We start from the raw sequence: 24,509 nt of genomic DNA, 5'->3' as shown, positions 1-24,509 counted from the left end.
CCGAGATACCAAGCTGGAGGAAGTGCAATGGCGCAGGTCGAGGCCACGACGGAGCGGATCATCGCCGCCGACGCGGAGACGGTGTTCGACACCCTCGCCGACTACTCCGGGACGCGCGCGAAGCTGCTCCCCGAGCACTTCAGCGAGTACGAGGTGCGCGAGGGCGGCGACGGCGAGGGCACCCTCGTCCACTGGAAGCTCCAGGCCACCAGCAAGCGCGTCCGCGACTGCCTCCTGGAGGTCACCGAGCCCACCGACGGGCAGCTGGTCGAGAAGGACCGCAACTCCTCCATGGTCACCACCTGGACCGTCACGCCGGCCGGCGAGGGCAGGTCCAAGGCCGTCGTCAGCACCGTCTGGAACGGCGCCGGCGGCATCGGCGGCTTCTTCGAGAGGACCTTCGCCCCCAAGGGCCTCGGCCGCATCTACGACGCGGTGCTCGACAAGCTCGCCGCCGAAGTCGAGAAGTAGGCCGGGGAGACCCTCCCGGGAAGTGGCTCGGGAGCCCCTTCCGTGAAGCAGCCCGGGAGACCCTTCCGGCAAGTGGCCCGGGAGCCCCTTCCGCGAAGCAGCCCTGGCCTTCCGTGAAGCAGCCCGGGAAAACCTCCCGGGAAGTAGCCTCGGGAAACCGGAACCGGGAAGTAACGCCCGGATCCTCACCGATTCGAGTGGTTTCCGCGCGACCTCCGCAAGAGTGCCCGGCGCACTCGGGGGTCGCGCGCCACTCGGCAAATGCCCTGATGAGCGCCCCAAGTGCGCCTCTCCCCAGGCCTGTTCGGCCCAGGACGGCTCACCCTCCTCCCGTACCGTCCGACTTGCTCCCCCTTCGCGCCCAATGCGAAGAATGACGCGCGCAGACGCCGCGACGAGGGGAGCAGCACATGGGTGCGATCACGCTGGCCGAGCACACCGAGGGCACGGCGGCCGCAGAGGGCGCCGCTCCGCTCCTCGCCGACGACCTGCCCGGCCACCCGACGCCACCTCCCGAGGAGCCTCCGGCCGCCCTCGACCCGCGCCGCGTCCGCCTCGTCTTCTGCGGCCTCATGCTCGCCCTGCTGCTCGCCGCGCTCGAGCAGATGATCGTCGCCACCGCCCTGCCGAAGATCGTCGGCGAACTACAGGGCCTGGACCGGATGTCCTGGGCGATCACCGCCTACCTGCTCACCGCCACCATCGGCCTGCCCGTCTACGGCAAGCTCGGCGACCTCCTCGGCCGCAAGGGCGTCTTCCTCTTCGCGATCGTCGTCTTCGTCATCGGCTCCGGCCTCGCCGGCTGGTCGCGCACCATGGACGAGCTCATCGCCTTCCGCGCCGTCCAGGGCGTCGGCGCCGGCGGACTGATGATCGGCGTCCAGGCGATCATCGCCGACATCGTCCCGTCCCGCGAACGCGGCCGCTACATGGGTCTCATCGGTGCGGCGTTCGGACTCGCCTCCGTCGCCGGACCCCTGCTCGGCGGCTTCTTCACCGACCACGTCTCCTGGCGCTGGTGCTTCTACTTCAACGTGCCCTTCGGCCTCGTCACCCTCGCCGTCGTCGCCGCCGTCCTCAAGCTGCCCAAGCCCGTCACCCGCGCCCGCTTCGACGTGCTGGGCGCGCTGCTGCTCGCCGCCGCCTCGACCTGCCTGGTGCTGCTGACCAGTTGGGGCGGCACCGCGTACGCGTGGGACTCCCGGGTCGTCCTCGGACTCGGCGCGGGCGCCGCCGCGGCCGCCGTCCTCTTCCTCGTCGTCGAGCGCTTCGCACCCGAACCCCTCATCCCGCTACGGCTGTTCCGCGACTCCGTCTTCACCGTCACGAGCCTGGTCGGGGCCGTCGTCGGCATCGCGCTGTTCGGCGCGGCCAGTTATCTGCCCACCTTCCTGCAGATGGTCGAGGGCGCCACCGCCACCGAGTCCGGTCTGCTGATGCTCCCGCTCATGGGCGGCATCGTCGTCGCCTCCGTCGTCTCCGGCCGGCTCATCAGCCGTACCGGCCGCTACAAGGCCTATCCGATCGCCGGCGGCGCCGTCTCCACCCTGGGCATGTGGCTCCTCTCCCGCATGGACACCGACACCCCGCGCCTCCAGCACAGCCTCTGGCAGGCCGTCCTCGGCGTCGGCATCGGCCTGGTCATGCCCGTGCTCGTGCTCGCCGTGCAGAACTCCGTGCGCCCCTCCGACCTCGGCACCGCGACCAGCGCCCACAACTACTTCCGGCAGATCGGCGGCAGCGTCGGCGCCGCGGTCTTCGGCACCCTCTTCGCCGCCCGCCTCGACGACGCCCTCGCCGAACGGCTGCCCGCCGGCGGCGCCGCGGCGCTGCCGCCCGCCGACTCGATCACCCCGCAGACGGTCCACGCGCTGCCGCCGGCCCTGCGCGACGCCTTCGTCGAGGCCTACGCCGACGCGATGCCCCGGATCTTCCTCTACCTCGTGCCGGTCCTCGCGCTCGGTCTCGTCCTCGCCTTCCTTCTCAAGGAGAAACCGCTGGTGTCCCACCACACCCCCGCCACTGAGGCCCCCGCCCCTCCCGTCCCGCACGCCCGCGCCGCGACGACCACCGCCACCGGCCGGCCCGCCGCCCCGCCGACCGCCGGCGTCCCCGTCTGCGGCACCGTCCAGCACCACGACGGCAGCTGCGTCCCGCGCGCCGCGCTCACCCTCATCGACGTCCAGGGTCGCCAGATCGGCCGCGGCGGGAGCGGTGACGACGGGCGGTACGCGCTCAGCGCGCCGGGCCCCGGCCCGTACGTCCTGATCGCCGCCGCGGGCGGCCACCAGCCGCAGGCGGTCTCGGTCACCGTGGGGGAGCGCCCCGTCGAGCTCGACGTCGTCCTCGGCGGCGCGGGACGGCTCGCCGGCACCGTCGTCACCGCCGACGGCACACCCGTACGGGACGCGGCGGTCACCCTCACCGACGTGCGCGGCGAGGTCGTCGCCTCCACGCGCAGCGGGCGCGAGGGCGGCTACGTGATCGGCGACCTGGTCGCGGGCGAGTACACCCTGGCGGCCGGCGCCCCCGCCTTCTGGCCCGCCGCGCTCCCGGTCAGCGTGCAGTCCTCCCGCGAGACCCGCCAGGACATCGAACTGTCGGGCGGCGCGGTGCTCCGCGGCACGGTACGGGCGGGCGGCGGGCGCCCCGTCGAGGACGCCCGGGTCACCCTCCTCGACGCGGCGGGCAACGTCGTCGACACCCTCACCACCGGCGCCGACGGCACCTTCCGCTTCGTGGACCTCTCCTCCGGCGAGTACACGGTGATCGCCGCCGGCTACCCGCCCATGGCCACGGTCCTCCAGCTCGCGGGCGGCGGCCGCACCGAACGCGACCTCCAGCTCGGCCACGAGGACCAGGGCCTGTCCGGCGGATCATGGCCGGACAGGCCCTGAGCCCCTCGACGGGCGGGTCAGGAGGAGGCGGTCGCCTTGCGCAGCGCGCTGATGCACGCGCCGATCGCCTCCTGGAGGGCCTCCAGGCGCTGGAGCATGTCCTCCTCGACGACGTCCTCCTCCAGGACCTCGTCCAGGGTCAGCTCCTCGAAGACCTTCGTCGCCTTCTGCAGGCTGTTGTAGAACTTCGTCCGGCGCTCCTGGACGCGCAGCTCCGGATCCGCCTCGACGGCCCGGGCGACCATCGTCCGTACCGTGTCGTAGGCCTCGCCGGCCCACTCGCCGGCCTCCTCCGAGTCGTCCAGCTCGTCGATCAGCGACAGGTGCCGCTCGGCCTCGGCGCGCAGCTCCGCCGGCGCCGCCACGGTCTGCCCCGCGGGCGTCCTGATCTGCCCGCCCTCGGCGATCTGCCGGACGTACTCGATCCGGTCCGCCGCCTTCGCCTCCTGCGCCACCGCCTTCTTCAGGTCGCCGGTGCGGGCGATGGCCCGGGCCATCTCGGTCTGCAGCGCCGGGTCCTGCTTCATCCGGTCGAGCAGCGCGCCCCGCGCGGCCTCGGCGGTGCCCGGGTCGGCGAGGATCGCGGCGCGCAGCGCGGTCGGGTTCTCCGCCACCTCCAGCGCCTTGGTCGCCTTGATGCCCTCGGCCTCGGCGGCCGCGGTGATCGCGTGGCCCCGTACGGAGGTCGCGCTGTTGCGGGAGGAGTAGTACGACAGCCAGACGTCGGCGTCCGGCAGTTCGACGTCCTCGCCGGGCAGCAGCGCCTCGAACTGCGGCACCAGTCCGTCGTCCGCGGCCATGTCCCAGGCCTTGTAGTAGCGCATGACCCGCTCGGCGGAGCAGCCGGCGAGCTCGGCGAAGGCCTTCGCCGAGACCTTCTCGGAGCCCTCGGCCGGCTGGCCGCCGGGCCGCACGCTGCGGGCCACCTTGAGCGCGAAGGCCCAGCCGCCGGTCCGCGCGTACACCCCGAAGTCACGGGCGTCGCGCACCACGGCCTCGGCGACGGACTGCGCGGCGGGTTCGACCCATTCGCCGGTGTCGACGGGAGCGGGGATGCCGGACGGGGCGATCGAGGTGGTCACCGAGGGGTCTCCTGGGGTACGCGGGACGACGAAAACTGCGGCCGTCAGCCTATACGTACGTGATGAAAGGATTCGCCCGAATCACCGGCGTCCGTCACCGCCACCGGTCCACGCCTCCGACACTTTTCCACAGGGGTGGTGGGGGTCACGGCACGGCGCGTACGGTGCCAGGCATGAAGATCCTCATCAGCGCCGACATGGAAGGGGCCACGGGCGTGACGTGGCCCGCCGACGTGCTGCCCGGCACCCCGCAGTGGGAGCGGTGCCGCTCGATGTTCACCTCGGACGTGAACGCGGCGGTGCTCGGCTTCTTCGACGGCGGCGCGGACGAGGTGCTCATCAACGAGGCCCACTGGTCCATGCGCAACCTGCTCCTGGAACGGCTCGACGAGCGGGCCGAGATGCTCACCGGCCGCCACAAGTCGCTCTCCATGGTCGAGGGCGTGCAGCACGGTGACGTCGACGGCATCGCCTTCGTCGGCTACCACACCGGCGCGGGCGCCGAGGGCGTCCTCGCCCACACCTATCTCGCCAACTCCATCACCGGCGTCTGGCTCGACGGGGTGCGCGCAAGCGAGGGCCTGCTCAACGCGCGGGTGGTGGCCGAGTTCGGGGTCCCCGTCATCCTCGTCACCGGCGACGACCTGACCTGCGAGGACGCCCTCGGATACGCGCCGGAGGCACACAAGGTCGCCGTCAAGGACCACGTGTCGCGGTACGCGGCGGTGTGCCGCACACCCGCCAGGACCGCCGCCGACATCCGCGCCGCCGCCAAGGAGGCCACCGCGCTGGCCGTGCGGCACGAGCCGGTGCGGGGCGGGCCGTTCACGGTGGAGCTGGAGTTCGACGCCGAACACCTCGCCGCCGCCGCCACGGTGGTCCCCGGCGCCGAGCGGAGTGGCGAGCGGCGGGCGGCCTACACCAGCGAGACCATGTACGAGGCAATCCGCACGTTCAAGGCGGTGACCACCATCGTGTCCGCCGCCGTGGAGGAACAGTATGGCTGAGCAGCACCACGGCCCGGACGGGACGGCCCTCGACGAGGTCGTCACCTTCACCTCCGAGCTGATCCGGATCGACACCACCAACCGGGGCGGCGGCGACTGCCGCGAGCGGCCCGCCGCCGAGTACGTCGCGGAGCGGCTCGCCGACGCCGGGATCGAGCCCACCCTCCTGGAGCGCGCCCCGGGCCGCACCAACGTCGTCGCCCGCATCCCCGGCACCGACCCGACCGCCGACGCCCTCCTCGTCCACGGCCACCTCGACGTCGTGCCCGCCGAGCCCGCCGACTGGAGCGTGCACCCCTTCTCCGGGGAGGTCAGCGACGGGATCGTCTGGGGGCGTGGCGCCGTCGACATGAAGAACATGGACGCGATGGTGCTCGCCGTCGTCCGCTCCTGGGCCAGGCAGGGCCTCCGGCCGCGCCGTGACATCGTCCTCGCCTACACCGCGGACGAGGAGGCCAGCGCCGAGGACGGCTCCGGCTTCCTCGCCGACCGCCACGCGGCCCTCTTCGAGGGATGCACGGAAGGCATCAGCGAGTCCGGCGCCTTCAGCTTCCACCCCGACCCGGCCACCAGGCTCTACCCGATCGCCGCCGGCGAGCGCGGCACGGCCTGGGTCAAGCTGACCGCCCGCGGCCGGGCCGGCCACGGCTCCAAGGTCAACACGGCCAACGCGGTGACCCGCCTCGCCTCGGCCGTCGCCCGCATCGGCGCCCATGAATGGCCGGTCCGGATCACCCCGACCGTGCGGGCCGCGCTCACCCGACTGGCATCGCTGTACGGCATCGACGCCGACCTCGACGCCCCCGAGTTCGACGCCGACCGGCTCCTGGAGAAGCTCGGACCGGCCGCCGCGCTCGTCGAACCCACCCTGCGCAACAGCAGCAACCCGACGATGCTGGACGCCGGTTACAAGGTCAACGTCATCCCGGGCCAGGCCGTCGCCTACATCGACGGACGCATGGTGCCCGGCGGCGAGGAGGAGTTCGCCGAGACCATGGACCTGCTCACCGGACCGGACGTCGACTGGGAGTTCCACCACCGCGAAGTACCGCTGGAGGCCCCGGTGGACTCGCCGACCTTCGCCAGGCTGCGAGCGGCCGTCGAGCACTTCGACCCGGACGGACACGTCATCCCCTTCTCCATGTCCGGCGGCACCGACGCCAAGCAGTTCTCCCGCCTCGGCATCACCGGCTACGGCTTCTCGCCCCTGAAGCTCCCGCCCGGCCTCGACTACGGCGCGCTGTTCCACGGCGTCGACGAACGCGTCCCCGTCGACGCCCTGCACTTCGGCGTCCGCGTCCTCGACCACTACCTGAGGGACGCCTGACGGCACCCCGCCCCGCTCCACCCGTCACACCCGCACGACCCGTACAGGGGGGATCCTGATGGCACCCACGGCCACCTACGGCAGCTGGCCGTCACCCATCGGCGCCGCGCTCGCCGCCGCACACGACGGACGGCCCGAGTACGTCGGCTTCGTCGGCGACGAGGTGTGGTGGACCGCCCCGCGACCCGCCGAGGGCGGGCGGCGCGCGCTGGTGCGCCGCCGCCCCGACGGCACCGAGGAGTCGGTGCTGCCCGCCCCGTGGAACGTCCGCAGCCGCGTCATCGAGTACGGCGGACAGCCCTGGGCCGGCACGGTACGGGCCGACGGCACCCCGCTCGTCGTCTTCTGCCACCACCCCGACCAGCGGCTCTACGTCTGCGAGCCCGACGCGCCGGGCGGCCCGGTGCCGCGCCCGCTCACGCCCGTCTCCGCCACCGGCGAGGGACTGCGCTGGGCCGACCCCGTGCTGCTGCCCGAGCGCGGTGAGGTCTGGTGCGTCCTGGAGGAGTTCACCGGACCCGCCCCCACCGACGTGCGCCGCGTCATCGCCGCCGTGCCGCTCGACGGCTCCGCCGCCGACGACCGCTCGCGCGTCCGCGAACTCACCGACGACGCCCACCGGTTCGTCACCGCGCCACGCGTCTCGCCGGACGGCCGGCGGGCCGCGTGGATCGCCTGGGACCATCCGCGCATGCCCTGGGACGGCACCGAGGTCCTGCTCGCCGAGGTCACCGCCGAAGGCGCCTTCAAGGCACCGCGCGTCGTCGCCGGCGGCCCCGACGAGTCCGTGCCCCAGATCGCCTGGACCGCCGACGGACAGCTCCTCCACCTCGGCGACCGCACCGGCTGGTGGAACCTCTACCGCACCACCGGCGAGGACGGCGAGCCCGCCGCCGCACCGGTCCCGCTCTGTCCCCGGCCCGAGGAGTTCGGCGGGCCGCTGTGGAAGATCGGCCTCGCCTGGTTCCAGCCCCTGGACAGCGGACTCGTCGCCGTCGTCCACGGCAAGGGCACCACCGCCCTCGGCATACTCGACCCCGACAGCGGCGAACTCGTCGACGCCGCCGGACCCTGGACCGAATGGGCCGCCACCCTCGCCGTCCACGGCACCCGGATCGTCGGCGTCGCCGCGAGCCCGCGCAGCGCCTACGAAGTCGTCGAGCTGGACACCCGCACCGGCCGCGCCCGCGTCATCGGCTCCCCGCACCACGACCCGGTCGACCCCGCCTACTACCCCGAACCCCAGATCCGCACCTTCACCGGACCCGACGACCGCGAGATCCACGCCCACGTCTACCCGCCGCACAACCCCGACCGCACCCCGCCCGGCGACGAACTCCCGCCCTACGTCATCTGGGCCCACGGCGGCCCCACCGGCCACGCACCGCTCGTCCTCGACCTGGAGATCGCCTACTTCACCTCCCGGGGCATCGGCGTCGCCGAGGTCAACTACGGCGGCTCCACCGGCTACGGCCGGGAGTACCGCGAGCGACTGCGCGAGCAGTGGGGCGTGGTCGACGTCGAGGACTGCGCCGCCGTCGCCCGCGCCCTCGCCGACGAGGGCACCGCCGACCCCGCGCGGCTCGCCATCCGCGGCGGCAGCGCGGGCGGCTGGACCACCGCCGCCTCCCTCACCCACAACGACGTCTACGCCTGCGGCACCATCATCTACCCGATCCTCGACCCCACCGCCTGGGCCACCGACGAGACCCACGACTTCGAGTCGCAGTACATGCGCTCCCTCATCGGACCGCTCGACGAGGTCCCCGCCCGCTACCGGGACCGCTCCCCGCTGGAGCACGCCGAGAAGATCACCGCGCCGTTCCTCCTGCTCCAGGGACTCGACGACGTCATCTGCCCGCCCGCCCAGGCCGAGCGGTTCCTCGCCCGCATGGCCGGGCGCGGCGTCCCGCACGCGTACCTCGCCTTCGACGGCGAAGGCCACGGCTTCCGCCGGGCCGACACCATGACCCGCGCCCTCGAAGCCGAACTCGCCCTGTACGTACGGACCTTCGGCATCGACCGGGCCGACGTCGCCGAACTGGAGCTCAGGTCATGACCCGCGGACTTCCGCCCCACGGACTCGTCCGGCCGCCCCGGCTGCGCCCCGGCGCCCGCGTCGCCGTCGTGGCGCCCAGCGGACCCGTACCGGAGGACCGCCTCCAGGCCGGTCTCGACATCCTGCGCGGCTGGGACCTCGACCCGGTCGTGGCCCCACACGTCCTCGACACCCATCCCACCCTCGCCCACCTGGCCGGCACCGACGCCGACCGGGCCCGCGACCTCACCGAGGCCTGGTGCGACCCGGACGTCTCCGCCGTGCTCTGCGCCCGCGGCGGCTACGGAGCCCAGCGCATGGTCGACCTGCTCGACTGGACCGCGATACGGGCCGCCGGCCCCAAGGTGTTCGTCGGCTACAGCGACGTCACCGCCCTCCACGAGGCCTTCGCCGTCCGCCTCGGTCTCGCCACCCTGCACGGCCCGATGGTCGCCGCCGCGGCCTTCCTCAAGGACGCCCGCACCCAGGAGTCCCTGCGGGCCACCCTCTTCGAGCCCGAGTCGGTCCGCACCCTCGTCCTGGACACCGCCACCGCCCTGGCGCCGGGCCGCGCCCATGGCGTCACCCTCGGCGGCTGCCTCGCCCTGCTCGCCGCCGACATCGGCACCCCGCACGCCCGGCCCTCCGCGCGAGGCGGGCTGCTCCTCCTGGAGGACGTGGACGAGGAGCCGTACCGCCTGGACCGGATGCTCACCCAACTGCTGCGCTCCGGCCGGCTGGACGGGGTCGCCGGAATCGGCCTCGGCTCCTGGGAGGAGTGCGGGCCGTACGAGGAGGTCCGCGCGGTGCTCGCCGACCGCCTGGGCGGCCTCGGCGTCCCGGTCCTGGAGAACATGGGCTTCGGTCACCACGAGAGCGCGCCGACCGTGCCGCTGGGGATACCTGCGGTGCTCGACGCGTCCGCCGGGACGCTCACCCTGGACGTGCCGGCACTGACCTGATCCCGGGCCGTCCGGGCGGGGCGGACGACCACGCCCCAGGCCCAACTGCCGGGTGGAGGCACCTTCACTGAATCTCCGTCAACAACGTTCGTCCTGCGCGTTGACGGCTCCCTGACACGTGTCACACCATGAGCGCGGCCCATACCTACCAGTAGGTAGGTCGTTCGCGCGTCCTCGGTGTGGAGGTCTCCGTGTCCCGTACCCGTGCCCTGCCCAGAACCTGTGGATCCCGCAGATCCCGCAAGGTCCTCGCGCTCGCGGCCGGGGTCGCGCTCGCGGCACCGCTCGCCTTCGCCGCACCCGCGCAGGGCGCCGAACCCGCCCCGTACACCGTCACCCCGCTCCGCTTCACCGTGCAGGCGGGCGGCAGGACCTGCGCCGTCGACGCCGACCTCTACCGCCCGGCGGGGGTGGACGCCGGTCACCCGGCGCCCGCCGTCCTCGCCACCAACGGCTTCGGCGGCAGCAAGAACGACGGCTCCACCGACGCCATCGGCAAGGCCGTCGCCGCGCGCGGCTACGTCGGACTCGTCTACTCCGGGCTCGGCTTCGGCGGGAGCGGCTGCCTGATCTCCCTCGACGACCCGCGGATCGACGGCCAGGCCGCCGCCCGGCTCGTCGACTTCCTCGCCGGCACCCGCGCCGCCGACGACGGTACCCGCGCCGACTTCGTCATCAGCGACGGCGCCGGCGACCCCCGGGTCGGCATGATCGGCGGCTCCTACGGCGGAGCCGTCCAGCTCGCCACCGCCGCCACCGATCCCCGCCTGGACGCCCTCGTCCCCCTGATCACCTGGAACGACCTCGCCTACTCCCTCGCGCCGAACAGCGCCGACCGCGCCACGCCCGGCGTCTTCAAATGGCAGTGGGCGAACGGCTTCTACCTGATGGGCGAGGGACAGCCGCTGCTCGTGCCGTCCCTCGACCCCAGCCGCATCAACTCGCTCGGCTGTCTGCACTTCGTCACCGACGCCTGCGACACCGTCCGGCTGCTCAACTCCGGCCGCTACCCCCAGGCCGGCACCGAGAAGCTGCTCGCCTACGCCCGCAGCGTCTCGCCCGTCTCCTACCTCGACCGGGTCACGGCACCCACCCTCGTCGTCCAGGGCCAGTCCGACAGCCTGTTCAACCTCAACGAGGCCACGGACACCTACCGGCGGCTCCAGGCCCAGGGCACCGAGACCAAGATGATCTGGCAGTCCTGGGGCCACAGCGGCGGCTTCGTCCCGGGCGAACTGGACCTGGGCGGCGGCGACCTGGAGGCGAGCTACGTCGGCCGCCGCGTCCTCGCCTGGTTCGACCGGCACCTGCGCGGCGACACGACGGCCGACACCGGCCCCGAGTTCGCCTACTACCGCTCGTGGCAGAGCGGCTACGGCACCGCCGACGCCGTGCCCGCGCACCACCGGAAGCTCTACCTGTCCGGCGACGGCAAGCTCGTCGACAACCGCGCCAAGGTCGCCCGCGGCAGCCGCTCCTACGCCAACTGGCTGGTCCCCACGAGCCATTCGAGCAGCTCGCTCGCCGGCCTGATCGGCCTGCCCGACCCGCAGCCGTACGACACCCCCGGCACCTACGCCGCCTGGACCAGCGGCCCGCTGAGCGAGCCGGTCGACGTCGTCGGCGCGCCGAAGGCCCGGCTGCGGGTGGAGTCCCCCCGCACCGAGGCCGTCCAGGACTCCGGTGACGCCGCCGACAAGCTGGTCCTCTTCGCCAAGGTCTACGACGTCGCCCCGGACGGCACGAAGACCCTGGTCAACCGGCTCGTGGCACCGGTACGGGTGCCCGACGTCACCCGGCCGTTCACGGTCGAGCTGCCCGGCATCGTGCACCGGTACGAGACCGGCCACCGGCTCCAGCTCGTCATCGCCGGCAGCGACACCGCGTACTTCGGCAACCGCGGCATCAAGCCGGTGACCATCACCAGCGCCCCCGAGGACACGGGGACGCTGGAGCTGCCCGTCGTGGACTGACGCCGTCGTCAGAGCGCGGCGTAACCCGGGCGGACGACGTCGTCGATCAGTCGCTGCCGCTCCGGCAGCGGCAGGAACGCGGCCTCCAGGGCGGCGACCGTGAACTCCTCGAAGACCTCAGGGCCGTAACCGAAGGCGTCCGCCATGTGCTGGAACTCCTCGCTCATGGTGGTGCCGGAGACCAGCCGGTTGTCCGTGTTGAGCGTGATTCGGAAGCCGAGCCGGCGCAGCTCGTCGATCGGGTGCGAGGCGTAGTCCTTGGCCGCGCCCGTCTGGAGGTTGGAGGTCGGGCAGACCTCCAGGGCGATGCGGTTGTCACGGACGTACGAGGCGAGGCGGCCCAGCGTGCCGTCCTCGGCGATGTCGTCCGTGATCCGCACGCCGTGCCCGATCCGCTCGGTGCCGCAGACCTGCACCGCCTCGTGGATCGACTCCGCGCCGACGGCCTCGCCCGCGTGGATGGTGAAGTGGCAGTTCTCCCGCTTCAGGTGCTGGAAGGCGGGGAGGTGGCGGGCCGGCGGGTTGCCGATCTCGCCGCCGGCGATGTCGAAGCCGGCCACGCCGTTGTCCCGGTGGGCGACGGTCAGCTGCGCGATCTCGAGGGAGCGGTCGGTGTGCCGCATGCCGGTGAGCAGGGCGCGGACGGTGATCCGGCCGCCGGTGCGGCGCTCGCCCTCGCGGAAGCCCGCGTTCACGGCCTCGACGACCTCGTCGAGGGTGAGGCCGGCCTCGAGGTGCTGCTCGGGGGCGTAACGCACCTCGGCGTAGACGACCCCGTCGGCGGCCAGGTCCTCGGCGCACTCGGCCGCGATCCGCTCCAGCGCCTCGCGGGTCTGCATCACCGCGCAGGTGTGGGCGAAGGTCTCCAGGTACCGCTCGAGCGAGCCGGAGTCCGCGGCGTCCCGGAACCAGACGCCCAGTTCGGCCGGGTCCTCGGTGGGAAGCGCGGTGTAGCCGCACGCGCGGGCCAGCTCGATGATCGTGGCGGGGCGCAGCCCACCGTCGAGGTGGTCGTGCAGGACGGCCTTGGGAGCCTTGCGGATCCAGTCGGCGACGGCAGGGGAGGCAGGGTTGTCAGACAAGTGCATGGCGGGGAAGTGTACGCCACCGCGGGCACCCGATGGTGTGACGGTGGCGACAGGCCCTGCGGCCGGCGAGAGAGGCCACGCCTCCTGCCCGGCCGGCCCGACGGGACGGGGGCCCGATGAGGCGAGGCCGGGTCCCCGCGCCGCGGAGGCCGGGGTTCCCACGCCGCAGAGGCTTGGGCCCCCGTGCCGCGAGGCCCAGGTCCCCACGCCGTAGAGGATCCCCATGCCGCGGATGCCCGGCCCTCGGGGCCCCCGTGCTGCGGAGGTCCGGGCCCCCACGCCGTAGAGGGTCCCCATGCCGCGGATGCCCGGGCCTCGGGCATCGGGCATCGGGCATCGGGCCCGGGCCCCCCGCGCCGCCGGAGGCCCGATCCCCCGCGCCGCCCGTCGCCTGGATGCCCTCCCGGCTCAGTTGGACTGCAGCACCGCCAGTGCGGGCGCCCCCGTCGGGAGCATGTGCTTGGCCGCCAGGACCGGCGTCTCCTCGACCCGCACCACCTGCGTGACCAGCACCGCCGGCGTGTCCGCGGGCCGCCCCAGCTGCTCACCCCTGCGCCGCCCGAGCAACGTCGCCGTCACCGCGCTGTGGCCGGCCAGCGGCACGCCCCGCGACGCCGCCGCCAGGATGCCCAGCAGCGACGTCCGCTCGGGCGCGACCGTCGCCCGCAGGGCCTCCGCGAAGGCCGGATGCGCCCGCTCCAGGACCTCGTCGGCCGCCGCCCACTCGTGGCTCAGGGCCGCCGGACCCGCCTCGCCCACCAGCACGGATTCCCAGAAGCGCAGCTCCGCGCCGGCCGGGGCGAGCAGGTGCTGCGTCGTGAAGTCGGTGGGCTCCTCGACGGTGCGCAGCAGGCCCCGTACCCGCAGCGGGGCGGCGGTGCCCAGCAGCTCCTCCAGCGCCTGGATCTGCTCGAAGCCGCGTCGCGGCGGATGGGCGTTGACCGTGCGGCCCACCCCGCGCCGCACCGTCAGCAGCCCGTCCTCCTGGAGCAGCAGCAGCGCCTCGCGCAGCGCGGGCCGGCTCACGCCGAGTTCGCCCGCGAGCCTGGGCTCGGAGGGGAGTGTGGAGCCCGGGGGATAGGTGCCGTCGTGGATGGCGTCCGCGATCCGTTCGTAGAGTGCGACGACGGGCCGTCGTCGCTGTCCGCCGGCTGCCACGGATCGGTCCTCCTCGTGCTGGTGCGCGCACCCGCGAGGTGCGCGGTCACGTCCGCCGTGACTACGGTAGCCGCCCGTTCTTGTCTGACAAGTCACTCGTACGGCTGCCTTCGCCGCCGCCGAACCCGCGGAATCGGCCCATCCTGGGGGGACGCACGACGGAGGAGAGGGCCGGCCATGAGTCGCAGGGAGACATCGAGTACGGACGGGACCGGCGAGTGAGGCGGGCGGCGCTGCTCGGCGCGGGTGCCGTGCTCGCGCTCGCGGCGATGGCCGTGAGTTCGGCGGAGCCGGTGGCGGTCGAGGAGGAGGGCGCGGAGCGCACGGGCGGACGGCAGCCGATGCCCGACCTGCTGGGCCGGGGCCTGTGGCGGGTCTTCACCGTGCTGGCACCGCGCACGCGGCTGGACGTCCACGACGTCGGCGGGCAGGACCGGCGCGTGCTCTGGCCGCCGAACTGGTTCGTGTGCACCCAGTACCCGGCGCCGGGGGCGGAGCGTGCGGCGCGGGGACGGGTGGTGGTGGGCGTGGTGAAGAAGGGCGAGACCTGCCCGGCCCGCGTGACGGCGGCCCGACGCTGAGCCCCCGGGCCCGTGTGACGGCGTCCCGACGCTGAGCCCCCGGGCCCGCGCGATCGAGGCCCGACGCTGAGCCCCCCCGGCTCTCGCCCCGACCCGTCCGGGGCCTTCGACCGGTGGACCCGCCCGGGGCCGGGCCTTCGCTCGGTGGAGCTGCCCGGCCCGCGCGACGGAGGCCCGAGGCTGGGGCCCTGTCTTCTCCCGCCGCCGTCGTCTGCCGGCCCGGCCCGGTCTGGCCTGGGCCAGCCGGCGCGTGCCGAGGCTGAGGCCCTGTCTTCCCCCGCCGTCGCCGTCGCCGTCGCCGTCCGGCCCGGCCCGGCCTGGGCCGGCCGGCCCGTGCGGCGGTAGCCTGGCTCCATGTCCGACGATCTTGGTCCGTATCTCGTCAGCGGGGCCCGCGTCGGCCTGCGGCACTTCCGTTACGAGGACGCCGACGAGTTCACCGCTCGCGCCCGGGAGAGCCGCGCGCTGCACGCGCCCTGGCTGTTCCCGCCGCAGACGGCGGAGGCGTACGAGGCGTACGCGCGGCCGCTGATCGAGGATCCGGCCAGGGCCGGATTCCTGGTGTGCGAGCGGGACGGCGGCGGCATCGCCGGCTTCGTCAACATCAACAACATCGTCCGCGGCTCGTTCCTCTCCGGGGCCCTCGGCTACGGCGCCTTCGCGCACGCCGCGGGGCGCGGGCTGCTCTCCGAAGGGCTCGGACTCGTCCTCGCGTACGCCTTCGGGCCGCTCGGGCTGCACCGCCTGGAGGCGAACATCCAGCCCCGCAACACCGCGTCCCGCGCCCTGGTCCGGCGCGCCGGCTTCCGTCTGGAGGGCTTCTCGCCCGCGATGCTGTTCATCGACGGCGCCTGGCGCGACCACGAGCGGTGGGCCAGGACCGCCGATCGCCCGGGCCCGTCAGCCGGGGTTCAGCGCTTGTAGTTGATCTTCATGGTGTCCATGTCGGTGACCGAACTCCGCAGCCCGGCGAAGCCGTGGCCCTGCTCCTTCAGGGCCCGCTCCACCCGGTCCTCCGCGATCGCCCCGGCCATCTCCTCGCCGTCCTGCGCGTCGGACACGACGATCACGCGGTACGAGAAGTGCTTGAGGGTCCGGTCGTAGGCGAGCGAGCCCTCCTCCGTGAACCGCATCGCCGCCATGCCGTGCTCGTCGGCCTCGGCGAGCAGCCGGCTCCGGCTCTCCTCCGACAGTCCGTCGAACGTGCCCCGCACGATCACCCGGTACGTATGCTGCGTGCCCATCCCTGGCGCCCTTCCTCGATGACGACACCACCCTAGGGCGACCGGTGCAGGATGCAACGGAATTTCCCCGGTCCGCCCTCCACAGCTGTTGTCCACCCTCTGGCCAGGGATGGTTCCGGCGTGTTCCATGGTCGACATGACGACCGTACGACGTGCCGTACTCACCCTGCCCGCGGCGCAGTTGGGCCCGGACAACCCCCTGCCCGCACTCCACCACATCGGTGGGCCCGGAACCCCCGCGGTCGACGAGCGGGACCGGGCCGGGCTGCCCCGTGACATGGCCCGGCAGCTCGGCCACGCGCCGCTGCGCACCCTGCTGCCCACCCGGATGCGCGACGGATACGTGCGCGAGCGCACCCCCACCGCCCTCGAAGCGATCGAGATCGAGAACGACCGGCTGCGCGTCACCGTGCTCCCCGGCCTCGGCGGTCGCGTGCACTCGCTGCTCCACAAGCCGACCGGCCGTGAACTCCTCTACCGCAACCCGGTGCTGCAGCCCGCCGCCTTCGCCCTCAACGGCGCCTGGTTCTCCGGCGGCATCGAGTGGAACATCGGCGCCCGCGGCCACACCACCCTGGCCTGCGCGCCGCTGCACGCGGCGGTCGTCCCCGCGCCCGACGGAGGCGAGATGCTCCGGCTGTGGGAGTGGGAGCGGCTGCGCGACCTGCCCTTCCAGGTCGACCTGTGGCTGCCCTCGGACGCCGACCACCTGCGCGTGGGGATCAGGATCCGCAACCCGCACGAGCGGGCCGTCCCCTGCTCCTGGTGGTCGAACACGGCCGTTCCCGAGGACCGCAGGATCCTCGCACCCGCCGACACCGCCTGGCACTTCGGCTACACCCACGCCCTGCGCCGGGTCCCGGTGCCGCGCACCGACGACGGCACCGACCGCACGTACCCGCTCGAGAGCACCCACGCCGGCGACTACTTCTACGCGCTGCCGGACGGGCAGCGGCGCTGGATCGCCGCGCTCGACGAGCACGGTGCCGGTCTGGTGCAGACCTCCACCGACGGCCTGCTCGGCCGCAAGCTCTTCGTGTGGGGCACCGGGCGCGGCGGGCGCCGCTGGCAGGAGTGGCTGACCGAGCCCGGCACACCCGGCTACGCCGAGATCCAGGCCGGCCTCGCCCGCACCCAGCTGGAGCACCCGACGCTGGAGGCCGGGGAGGAGGTGTCCTGGCTGGAGGTGTACGGGCCGCTGACCGCCGACCCCGCCACGGTGCACGGCGAGGACTGGGCCGCCGCCCGCGGGAGCGTCGAGCAGGCCCTCGACTCGGCCGTGCCGCGCGCCGAGGTCGACGCGGCCTACGAGCGGTGGCGCGCCGTCGCCGACACCGAGCCGGGCCGGCGGCTCGCGATCGGCTCCGGGTGGGGCGCGCTGGAAGTGCTGCGCGGGCACTACGAGTTGCCGGGCACGCCGTTCGAACCCTCGCTGCTCGGCGAGGAGCAGCGGCCGTGGCTCGACCTGCTCCGTACGGGCGCCCTGCCCGCCCCGGAACCGGGCGCCGCACCCGTACCCACGCCGGTCTCCGACGCGTGGCGGGACATGCTGGAGACCGCCCCGGCCGACCCGGTGACCGAGTACCACCTGGGCGTCGCCCAGTGGGCGGCGGGGGACCTGGCCCAGGCGGTACGGAGCTGGGAGCGCGGCCTGAAGAACGCGGCCGAGCGCTGGCCGCTGCTCTACTGCCTGGCCGTGGCCGACCGGGAGGACGGGCACCTGGAGCGGGCCGCCGAGCGCTGTGCCGAGGCGTTCGACGACCAGTACGGAGGCGACCCGCTGGTGACCGCCGCCCTCGGGCGCGAGACCGTCACCGTCCTGCTCGCCGCCTCCCGGCCCGCCGAGGCCCGCGCCGTGCTGTCCCGGCTGCCGGAGGACGTCCGGTCGCGCGGCGCCTTCCGCTACCTGGAGGCGCGCCTGCTGCTCGCGGAGGGCCGCGCCGCCGAGGCCCGCGCGGTCTTCGACGAGGGCTTCGAGGTGGCCGACCTGAAGGAGGGCGCGGAGGAGCTGGGCGAGCTGTGGTCCCAGCTGACGGACGAACCCCTGCCGTACGCCTACGACTTCCGCATGCGCCCGAGCTGAGCAGGGGCACCCCGAGGGCCGGGGACCGGGCACCCCGAGGGGCCGGGGGCCGGGCACGCCGAGGGCCGGGACCCTGGTGGGCCGTGGGGCCGGGACCGGCGCCCCGGCCCTCAGCGCCGTCCGGCGCGTCCCCCGCGACGGCGCCGCCTCACGCCCGGCACAGGATCTCGCCGTGCGGCACCATGAACCAGGCGTCGTCCTCCTTGCCCCAGGCACGCCATGCCTCGGCGATCTCCGTCAGTTCCTCACGGCCGGCGTGACCGCCCTCGACCGCCAGCTCCGCGTAGACCGAGTCGGTGGTGCGGTCCGCCCACAGGCCGCTCCACCAAGCGCGCTCGTCCGGGCTCGCGAAACACCACACGCCGGCGGAGGAGGTGACGTCGGTGAACCCGGCCCGGCGGGCCCAGGACAGCAGCCGGCGGCCCGCGTCGGGCTCGCCGCCGTTGGCACGGGCCACGCGCCGGTACAGGTCCTGCCAGCGGTCCAGGACGGGCGTTGCCGGGAACCAGGTGAAGGCGCCGTAGTCGCTGTCCCGGGCCGCCACCACGCCGCCCGGGCGGCACACGCGCCGCATCTCGCGCAGCGCCTGCACCGGGTCCCCCACGTGCTGCAGCACCTGATGGGCGTGGACGACGTCGAAGGAGTCGTCGGGGAAGTCCAGGGCGTGGACGTCGGCCACCGCGAACTCCACGTTCTCCAGGCCTCGTTCGGCGGCCGCCGCCCGGGCCTTCGCCAGCACGCCCTCGGCCGCGTCCACCGCGGTCACCCGGCCGGGCGCCACCCGTTCCGCCAGATCGGCGGAGATCGTGCCCGGCCCGCAGCCGACGTCCAGGACGGCCAGCCCGGACCGCAGTTCGGGGATCAGGTAGGCGGCGGAGTTCTCGACGGTGCGCCAACTGTGCGACCGCAGCACGGACTCGTGGTGGCCGTGGGTGTAGGTGGCGGTCTCGCGCGGAGGCGTGGACGACGGCATGACCGGACTCCTTCGTATGAGCGGGTGCGGCATTCGTGTTCACCGTACGCCGATCATTCGCATTCTGAGACTCTGTTCTCATGATGTGGACAACAAGGTGAACGAGCCCCGCGACCTGACGAATGCTCATATGACAGGCCGGTGAACGGGCGGTCGCCGCCCGCTCCCCACGCCTAGGGTGTGGCCGACCCGCCACCGACGTGCCGAGGAGACCCGCCCGTGCCCGACCGCCGCACCCTGCTGAAGGCGCTCGCCGCCGCCCCCGTGCTCTCCGCCGTCGGGACGCCGTCCGCCGCGGCTGCCACCCCTCTCGCTCACGCCGGAGCCACGCCCGCGGCCGCCGGCGCGCCCGGCATCGTCAAGCCGCTCCCGCCCGAGTACTTCACCCTTCGCGGTACCAACGCCGAGGCGCGCTACGAGACGCTCCGGGACACCGGTCTCCTCACCCCCGCCGACCGCTTCTTCGTCCGCAACCACACCTCCACCCCCGTCCTCGGCGCCGACGACTGGCGGCTCACCGTCTGGGGCGACGGCCTGCACGGCCGCGAGCCCGTCCACTTCACCCACGGGCAGCTGCGCGACCTTCCGCCCGTCACCCGGACGGCCCTGATCGAGTGCGCCGGAAACGGCCGCAGCCTCTACACCACCCAGCAGGGCGAGCCCGTCAGCGGCACCCCCTGGACCCTCGGCGCCGTCGGGGCCGCCCGCTGGCGCGGCGCGCGCCTCTCCGACGTGCTGCGTCTGGCCGGCCTCGCCTCCGACGCCGTCGACGTGATGCCGCGCGGCCTCGACGACCCGTACGTCACCGCGGGCGTGGACCTCGGCCGGGTGCGCCGTCCGCTGCCCGTCGCCAAGGCCCTGGACGACGTGATCCTCGCGTACGAGATGAACGGCGAGCCCCTGCCGTACGACCACGGCTTCCCCGTCCGGCTCGTCGTGCCGTCCTGGGTCGGCATCGCCTCGATCAAGTGGCTCGGCGACATCCAGGTCTCCCGCACCCCGCTGTCCTCGCCCTGGTCCACCGACTACTACCGGCTGTTCGGCGCGGCCCACCCGCCCGGCGGCAGCGCCCCGCTCACCCTCCAGACCCTCAAGAGCGTCTACGAGCTGCCCTTCGGCGCCACCCTGGAGGCGGACACCACGCACCGGCTCGACGGCCGCGCCTGGTCCGCGCACGCGTCCGTACGGAAGGTCGAGGTCTCCACCGACGGCGGCGCCCACTGGCGGCTCGCCCGGATCGTCGACCGCCCCGCGCCTCACCGCTGGGTGCGCTGGACGACGTTGTGGCGGCCGCGCGACACCGGGCCCGCCACCCTGCTCTCCCGGGTCACCGACGCGGCCGGGAACGTCCAGCCCGAGCGGGCCGTGCACAACACCCAGGGATACCTCTTCGACGCGGTCGTCCGGCACCCCGTCACCGTCGCGTGAGGGGCGGAAACCAGCAAACCTCCGTATAAAGGACACCGGGGCGCCGCTCCTGCGCGCCCCGGTGCCCGCGCGCGGCCAGGAGGAGGTTCCGGACATGCGGCAGACGGCCCCGGAGAGCCGAGGACCGGTGCGCTACGGGCCGCCCGCGCCGGAACCGGGCCTGCCCGTGCTGCCCGGCCTGACCGCGCTCCTCGCCGCGGCCGTCGACCGCACCGGACCCGAACCGCCCGGCGGCGGGCCCGTCCTGCGCGAGGCCGCCGCCGGCTACTGGTGGCGCCGCGGACTGCGCACCCACGCCGAGGACGTCGTCGCCGCACCCGGCGCGCAGCCCCTGCTGCTCGCCCTGATCGCCGCGCACGGCGGCGACGTGCTGCTGCCCCGCCCCTGCCCCGCCTGGTGGACCCCGCAGGCCCGGCTCATCGGCCGCCCCGCCTACCACGTGCCCACCCCCGCCGAATGCGGCGGCATCCCCGACCCGTACGCCCTCCTGGAGACCGTCCGCCGGATCCGCGCCGAGGGCGGCAGCCCCCGGCTGCTGCTGCTCTCCGTCGCCGACGACCCCACCGCGACCGTCGCCCCGCCCGAACTCGTCCGCGAGGCCTGCGAGGCCGCCGTCGCCGAGGGCCTCCACATCATCAGCGACGAGACCTGGCGCGACACCCTCCACCGGCCCCAGGACACCGTGCTGCTCAGCCCGGCCGAGATGTGCCCCGACGACGTCACCGTCCTCACCGACCTCGCCGGCGCCCTCGCACCCGCCGCCTGGCCCTGCGCCGTCGCCCGCTTCCCGCCCTCCGCCCCCTCGCGCGCCGACCGCTACGCCGACCACCGGGCCCGCACCCTCGACATCCTCACCGCGCTCGGCGCCCTGGTCCCGGGCCCCCTCGCGCCCGCCGCCGCCCACGCCCTCGACGAACCCGAGGACGTCACCGTACGGGCCCGCCGCACCGCCGCCCTGCACGGCCGGGTCGCCGCCGCCGCCCATCGCGCGGTGCTCGCGGCCGGCGCCCTCGCCCGGCCGCCGCAGGCCGGCCGGCACCTCTACGCCGACCTCGGTCCCTTGCGCGCCGGCCTCGCCGACCGCGGCGTCACCGACTCCCTCGAACTGGAGAACCACCTCACCGCCCGGCTCGGCACCCCGGTGCCCGGCGGCCACCGCTTCGGCGACGAACTCGGCGCGCTGCGCGCCCGCTTCGACACCGCCGCCTTCCTGGGAAGCACCGAAGAGGAACGCACCGAAGCCCTCGCGTCACCCACTCCCGAGGAACTGCCCCACGTGGCACAGGCGTTGACGTCGTTCGGGGAGGCGCTCGACGAACTGGCACGCTGACGGAACAGGCCGGTCGACGGTACGGACCGGTTGACGGAGAGGCCGGTCGGCGGAAGAGACCGGCTGACGGACAGGCCGGTCGACGGAACGGACCGGCAGACGGAACAGACGGTTGACGGAACAGACGGAGGCCGCAGAGATGACGGAACAGACGGCCCGGCCGGCCCGGGCCCCGCACTCCGCCCGTACCCATCACGCCCCGCACCCCGTGCCCGCGCTCCAGCCCCTCGGCCGGCTGCGGCACGACTGGCCGCGCAGCTTCGCCGACCGGCTCACCGCGCCGCTGCCCGGCGTCCGCGCGATGGCCAGGCTCGCCCGCGAAGGCGCCGTCCGCCCCGGCCCCGAAGGACTCCGTGACATCCCGCGACTGCCCTTCGCCCCCGGGCCGCTGCCCGATGCGGGGCCCGACACGCTCGCCGTCACCTGGGCCGGACACGCCAGCTGGGTGCTGCGCATCGGCGGGCTCACCGTCCTCACCGACCCGGTCTGGTCCCGCCGCATCCTCGGCACCCCGGCCCGCCTCACCCCTGTCGGCGTCCGGTGGGAGGACCTGCCGCCGGTGGACGCCGTCGTCATCAGCCACAACCACTTCGACCACCTGGACGCGCCGACCCTGAAACGGCTGCCCCGCCACACGCCCGTCCTCGTCCCCGCCGGACTCGGCCGCTGGTTCACCCGGCGCCGCTTCACCCGGGTCACCGAGCTCGACTGGTGGGAGGCGGCCGAACTCGGCGGCGTGCGCTTCGACTTCGTCCCCGCCCACCACTGGTCCAAGCGCACCCTGTTCGACACCTGCCGCTCCCTGTGGGGCGGCTGGGTGCTCACCGACCGCGCCGGGCGACGGGTCCACTTCGCCGGCGACACCGGCTACGGCCACTGGTTCACCGAGATCGGCCGCCGCCACCCGGGCATCGACCTCACCCTGCTGCCGATCGGCGCGTACGACCCGCGCTGGTGGCTCAGCGACGTCCACACCGACCCCGAGGAGGCCGTCCGCGCCTTCCAGGACCTGGGGGCCCGGCGCATGGCCCCCATGCACTGGGCCACCTTCGTGCTCTCCTCCGAGCCCGTCCTCGAACCGCTCACCCGTGTCCGGGCCGCCTGGGAGGCCGCCGGCCTGCCCCGCGAGGACCTGTGGGACCTGCCGGTCGGCGGCTCACGGGTGCTCGTCACCTGAGCGAGGCGAGCGCGGCGAGGGCGCGAGTGCGGCGAGGGCACGAGTGCGGCGAGCGCGAAAAGGGGGCGGGCGAGGCGCACGCCCAGAGCGAGGTGGGCACGACGAGCGCTAAGACCCCCGCAGCCGCCGCCACAGCGCCGGCACGGCGCTGATCAGCACCGTGAGCGCCACCGCGGCCACCACGCCCTGCCAGGGCTCAGGGAAGAGCGAACCGCCGAGGATGCCGATGAGCTGGTACGTGGCCGCCCACGCCAGACAGGCCGGCAGATCGCCCCGGGCGAACCGCCGCAGCGGCATCCCGGCGAGCAGACAGGCCAGCATCACCGGGATCCGCCCGGCCGGCACCAGACGCGAGAGCACGAGCACCGGCACCTGGTGACTGTCGAGCCGCTCCTGGGCGTGGGCGAGCCGGTCGGGCGCGGCCCGGGAGCGCAGGGCGGCGAGCCAGCGCGAGCCGTTGCGCGAGCGGACCCCGCGCTGCCCCAGCCAGTACAGCGACAGGTCGCCGAGGAACGCGGCGGACGACGCCACGAGGAACACGAAGAGGAGCGCGAACGGATCCGTCTGGTGGAAGGCCACCACGGCCGCCGAGCTCACGATCGCGCCCGTCGGCACCACCGGCACGAGCGCGCCGAGCGCCACGAGCAGGAACAGCGACGGATAGCCGACCGCCTGCTGCGTCGACTCCGGCGGCAGTTCCCGCACCGCCGTGATCAGCCGGTCGATCACCGGGCGCCCTCCGGCCGCGCGGGGCGGGCCCGCCTCACCGCGCCACCTCCGGCCGCACCCGCTCGCCGTGGCCCAGCAGGTGCACGGCCACCTTAGGGGCCAGCCGGGCCGCGTGGCGGACGAACTCGTCGCCCGGCGCGTGGAACTCGTGCGGCCGGATCGCGTCCATGCCGATCGGCCAGTACGTGCCGTAGTGCACCGGGACGGCGGCGGCCGGCGACAGCGCGGCCAGCGCCTGCGCGGCCCGGCCCGCGTCCAGGTGCCCGTGGCCCAGGTACGGGCCCCAGCCGCCGACCGGGAGCAGCGCCACGTCGACCGGGCCGACCGCCTCCGCCATGCCGTCGAACAGGCCGGTGTCACCCGCGAAGTAGGTACGGGCCTCGCCCTCCACGACGTACCCGAGCGCGGGGGACCGGTGCGGGCCGAGCGGCAGTCGCCGGCCGTCGTGCAGGGCGGGCACGGCCCGTACCGTCACGCCCGCCACGGGCACCTCCTCGCCCGGCGCGAGCTCAGCGAGCCGCAGCCCTCGGCTGCGGAGGCGGCGCAGCGCCGGAACGGCCGCGGGCGCGCCGGCCGGCACGACCAGCAGCGTTCCGGGCGCCAGCCCGGCGAGCGAGGGCAGGTGGAGGTGGTCGGCGTGCAGGTGCGAGACCAGGACGGCCTCGGCCCGCGCGGCCTCCGGCGGCGGCAGCGCGCCGCGCCGGCGCCGCAGGTGCGCGAGCCGGCGCGCGAAGAGCGGATCGGTCAGGAGGCGGACACCGGAGTCCTCGACCGTGCACGTGGCATGACCCCACCAGGTGATTTCCACCGGCCCGCCGCCCCTCTCCTGTCGTGGCCCGGCCGGACGGCCGGGCCCGGCGGCCAGGACCAGCGGCCCGGCCCGACGTCCCGGCCGGACGGCCGTCCGCGCCGTTTCCATCCGTTCCCCATCCGTAACGAGGGTAAATGTCCGGGGTCGCAG

20 protein-coding genes are annotated in these 24,509 nt (G+C 74.4%); 13 read left to right on the top strand and 7 right to left on the bottom strand.

What is annotated here, in order from left to right; translation table 11 throughout:
* Positions 1-27 precede the first annotated feature (27 nt).
* Both ACFVGS_RS14505 and ACFVGS_RS14500 read left to right on the top strand, forming a co-directional pair.
* Positions 28-471: an SRPBCC family protein gene (locus ACFVGS_RS14505; protein ID WP_384412163.1), complete on the top strand. Its 444-nt coding sequence runs from the start codon at positions 28-30 to the stop codon at positions 469-471.
* Positions 472-881: 410 nt separating this feature from the next.
* Entirely contained in the window at positions 882-3,368 is a 2,487-nt protein-coding gene (locus ACFVGS_RS14500; RefSeq protein WP_385692625.1) for an MFS transporter, read from the top strand.
* Positions 3,369-3,385: 17 nt separating this feature from the next.
* Here the strand turns inward: ACFVGS_RS14500 and ACFVGS_RS14495 are convergent, their stop codons facing one another.
* Positions 3,386-4,450 carry a hypothetical protein gene (locus tag ACFVGS_RS14495; protein WP_384412167.1) on the bottom strand — a complete coding sequence of 355 codons (1,065 nt, stop codon included), beginning with the start codon at positions 4,448-4,450 and terminating at the stop codon, positions 3,386-3,388.
* A 173-nt stretch (positions 4,451-4,623) separates the two neighbouring features.
* Here ACFVGS_RS14495 and ACFVGS_RS14490 point away from each other — a divergent pair, with 173 nt between their 5' ends.
* The 5 genes from ACFVGS_RS14490 to ACFVGS_RS14470 all read left to right on the top strand — a co-directional run bounded on the left by ACFVGS_RS14490 (position 4,624) and on the right by ACFVGS_RS14470 (position 11,757).
* Entirely contained in the window at positions 4,624-5,457 is an 834-nt protein-coding gene (locus tag ACFVGS_RS14490; RefSeq protein WP_384412168.1) for a M55 family metallopeptidase, read from the top strand.
* Entirely contained in the window at positions 5,450-6,784 is a 1,335-nt protein-coding gene (locus ACFVGS_RS14485; RefSeq protein ID WP_384412170.1) for a M20/M25/M40 family metallo-hydrolase, read from the top strand. Before ACFVGS_RS14490 ends, ACFVGS_RS14485 begins: the two co-directional genes overlap by 8 nt.
* Positions 6,785-6,842: 58 nt before the next feature.
* Positions 6,843-8,843: an LpqB family beta-propeller domain-containing protein gene (locus tag ACFVGS_RS14480; protein WP_385692624.1), complete on the top strand. Its 2,001-nt coding sequence runs from the start codon at positions 6,843-6,845 to the stop codon at positions 8,841-8,843.
* Positions 8,840-9,784, top strand: a complete 945-nt coding sequence (locus ACFVGS_RS14475) for an LD-carboxypeptidase (protein ID WP_385692623.1) — start codon at positions 8,840-8,842, stop codon at positions 9,782-9,784. Before ACFVGS_RS14480 ends, ACFVGS_RS14475 begins: the two co-directional genes overlap by 4 nt.
* Before the next feature lie 209 nt (positions 9,785-9,993).
* The gene (locus ACFVGS_RS14470) at positions 9,994-11,757 is read left to right on the top strand and encodes a CocE/NonD family hydrolase (RefSeq protein WP_385692658.1); all 1,764 of its coding nucleotides are present in this window, start codon (positions 9,994-9,996) and stop codon (positions 11,755-11,757) included.
* A gap of 8 nt (positions 11,758-11,765) precedes the next feature.
* Here ACFVGS_RS14470 and ACFVGS_RS14465 read toward each other — a convergent pair whose 3' ends face one another.
* Both ACFVGS_RS14465 and ACFVGS_RS14460 read right to left on the bottom strand, forming a co-directional pair.
* A complete protein-coding gene (locus ACFVGS_RS14465) occupies positions 11,766-12,845 on the bottom strand; it encodes an adenosine deaminase (protein ID WP_385692622.1) in 1,080 nt (359 codons plus the stop codon).
* Positions 12,846-13,253: 408 nt separating this feature from the next.
* Positions 13,254-14,003 (bottom strand): GntR family transcriptional regulator, encoded by a 750-nt coding sequence (locus tag ACFVGS_RS14460; protein ID WP_385692621.1) that lies wholly within the window; start codon positions 14,001-14,003, stop codon positions 13,254-13,256.
* Between the two features lie 218 nt (positions 14,004-14,221).
* On the opposite strand from ACFVGS_RS14460, the gene ACFVGS_RS14455 reads away from it, so the two are divergent.
* Together ACFVGS_RS14455 and ACFVGS_RS14450 are read left to right on the top strand one after the other, a co-directional pair.
* Positions 14,222-14,584: a hypothetical protein gene (locus ACFVGS_RS14455; protein ID WP_384412179.1), complete on the top strand. Its 363-nt coding sequence runs from the start codon at positions 14,222-14,224 to the stop codon at positions 14,582-14,584.
* A gap of 354 nt (positions 14,585-14,938) precedes the next feature.
* Positions 14,939-15,508 carry a GNAT family N-acetyltransferase gene (locus tag ACFVGS_RS14450; RefSeq protein ID WP_384412181.1) on the top strand — a complete coding sequence of 190 codons (570 nt, stop codon included), beginning with the start codon at positions 14,939-14,941 and terminating at the stop codon, positions 15,506-15,508.
* Here the strand turns inward: ACFVGS_RS14450 and ACFVGS_RS14445 are convergent.
* On the bottom strand, positions 15,496-15,828 hold the full coding sequence (locus ACFVGS_RS14445) for a DUF6204 family protein (protein ID WP_384412184.1): 333 nt from the start codon (positions 15,826-15,828) through the stop codon (positions 15,496-15,498). The two genes, ACFVGS_RS14450 and ACFVGS_RS14445, sit on opposite strands and share 13 nt — an antisense overlap.
* A 136-nt stretch (positions 15,829-15,964) precedes the next feature.
* On the opposite strand from ACFVGS_RS14445, the gene ACFVGS_RS14440 reads away from it, so the two are divergent.
* A complete protein-coding gene (locus ACFVGS_RS14440; RefSeq protein WP_385692620.1) occupies positions 15,965-17,911 on the top strand; it encodes a DUF5107 domain-containing protein in 1,947 nt (648 codons plus the stop codon).
* Between the two features lie 148 nt (positions 17,912-18,059).
* Here the strand turns inward: ACFVGS_RS14440 and ACFVGS_RS14435 are convergent, their stop codons facing one another.
* Positions 18,060-18,884: a methyltransferase domain-containing protein gene (locus ACFVGS_RS14435; protein WP_385692619.1), complete on the bottom strand. Its 825-nt coding sequence runs from the start codon at positions 18,882-18,884 to the stop codon at positions 18,060-18,062.
* A 219-nt stretch (positions 18,885-19,103) separates the two neighbouring features.
* Between ACFVGS_RS14435 and ACFVGS_RS14430 the strand changes: the two genes are divergently transcribed.
* From ACFVGS_RS14430 to ACFVGS_RS14420, 3 genes are all read left to right on the top strand, one after another.
* Positions 19,104-20,312: a sulfite oxidase gene (locus tag ACFVGS_RS14430; RefSeq protein WP_385692618.1), complete on the top strand. Its 1,209-nt coding sequence runs from the start codon at positions 19,104-19,106 to the stop codon at positions 20,310-20,312.
* Between the two features lie 94 nt (positions 20,313-20,406).
* Complete coding sequence (locus ACFVGS_RS14425) at positions 20,407-21,642, top strand: aminotransferase class I/II-fold pyridoxal phosphate-dependent enzyme (RefSeq protein ID WP_384412192.1); 1,236 nt, start codon at positions 20,407-20,409, stop codon at positions 21,640-21,642.
* A 139-nt stretch (positions 21,643-21,781) separates the two neighbouring features.
* Positions 21,782-22,819, top strand: a complete 1,038-nt coding sequence (locus tag ACFVGS_RS14420; RefSeq protein WP_384412194.1) for an MBL fold metallo-hydrolase — start codon at positions 21,782-21,784, stop codon at positions 22,817-22,819.
* Positions 22,820-22,927: 108 nt separating this feature from the next.
* On the opposite strand, the gene ACFVGS_RS14415 is transcribed toward ACFVGS_RS14420, so the two are convergent.
* Together ACFVGS_RS14415 and ACFVGS_RS14410 are read right to left on the bottom strand one after the other, a co-directional pair.
* Positions 22,928-23,548, bottom strand: coding sequence for a DedA family protein (locus ACFVGS_RS14415; RefSeq protein WP_385692617.1), 621 nt, complete (start codon positions 23,546-23,548; stop codon positions 22,928-22,930).
* A 34-nt stretch (positions 23,549-23,582) separates the two neighbouring features.
* On the bottom strand, positions 23,583-24,356 hold the full coding sequence (locus ACFVGS_RS14410) for an MBL fold metallo-hydrolase (protein WP_385692616.1): 774 nt from the start codon (positions 24,354-24,356) through the stop codon (positions 23,583-23,585).
* Between the last annotated feature and the right edge of the window lie 153 nt (positions 24,357-24,509).

The organism is Streptomyces sp. NPDC127114, from assembly GCF_042677525.1.
In the GTDB taxonomy this organism is placed as follows: domain Bacteria; phylum Actinomycetota; class Actinomycetes; order Streptomycetales; family Streptomycetaceae; genus Streptomyces.
Note: the sequence above shows the minus strand (reverse complement) of the source record. Positions and strands in the feature narration are given on the sequence as shown.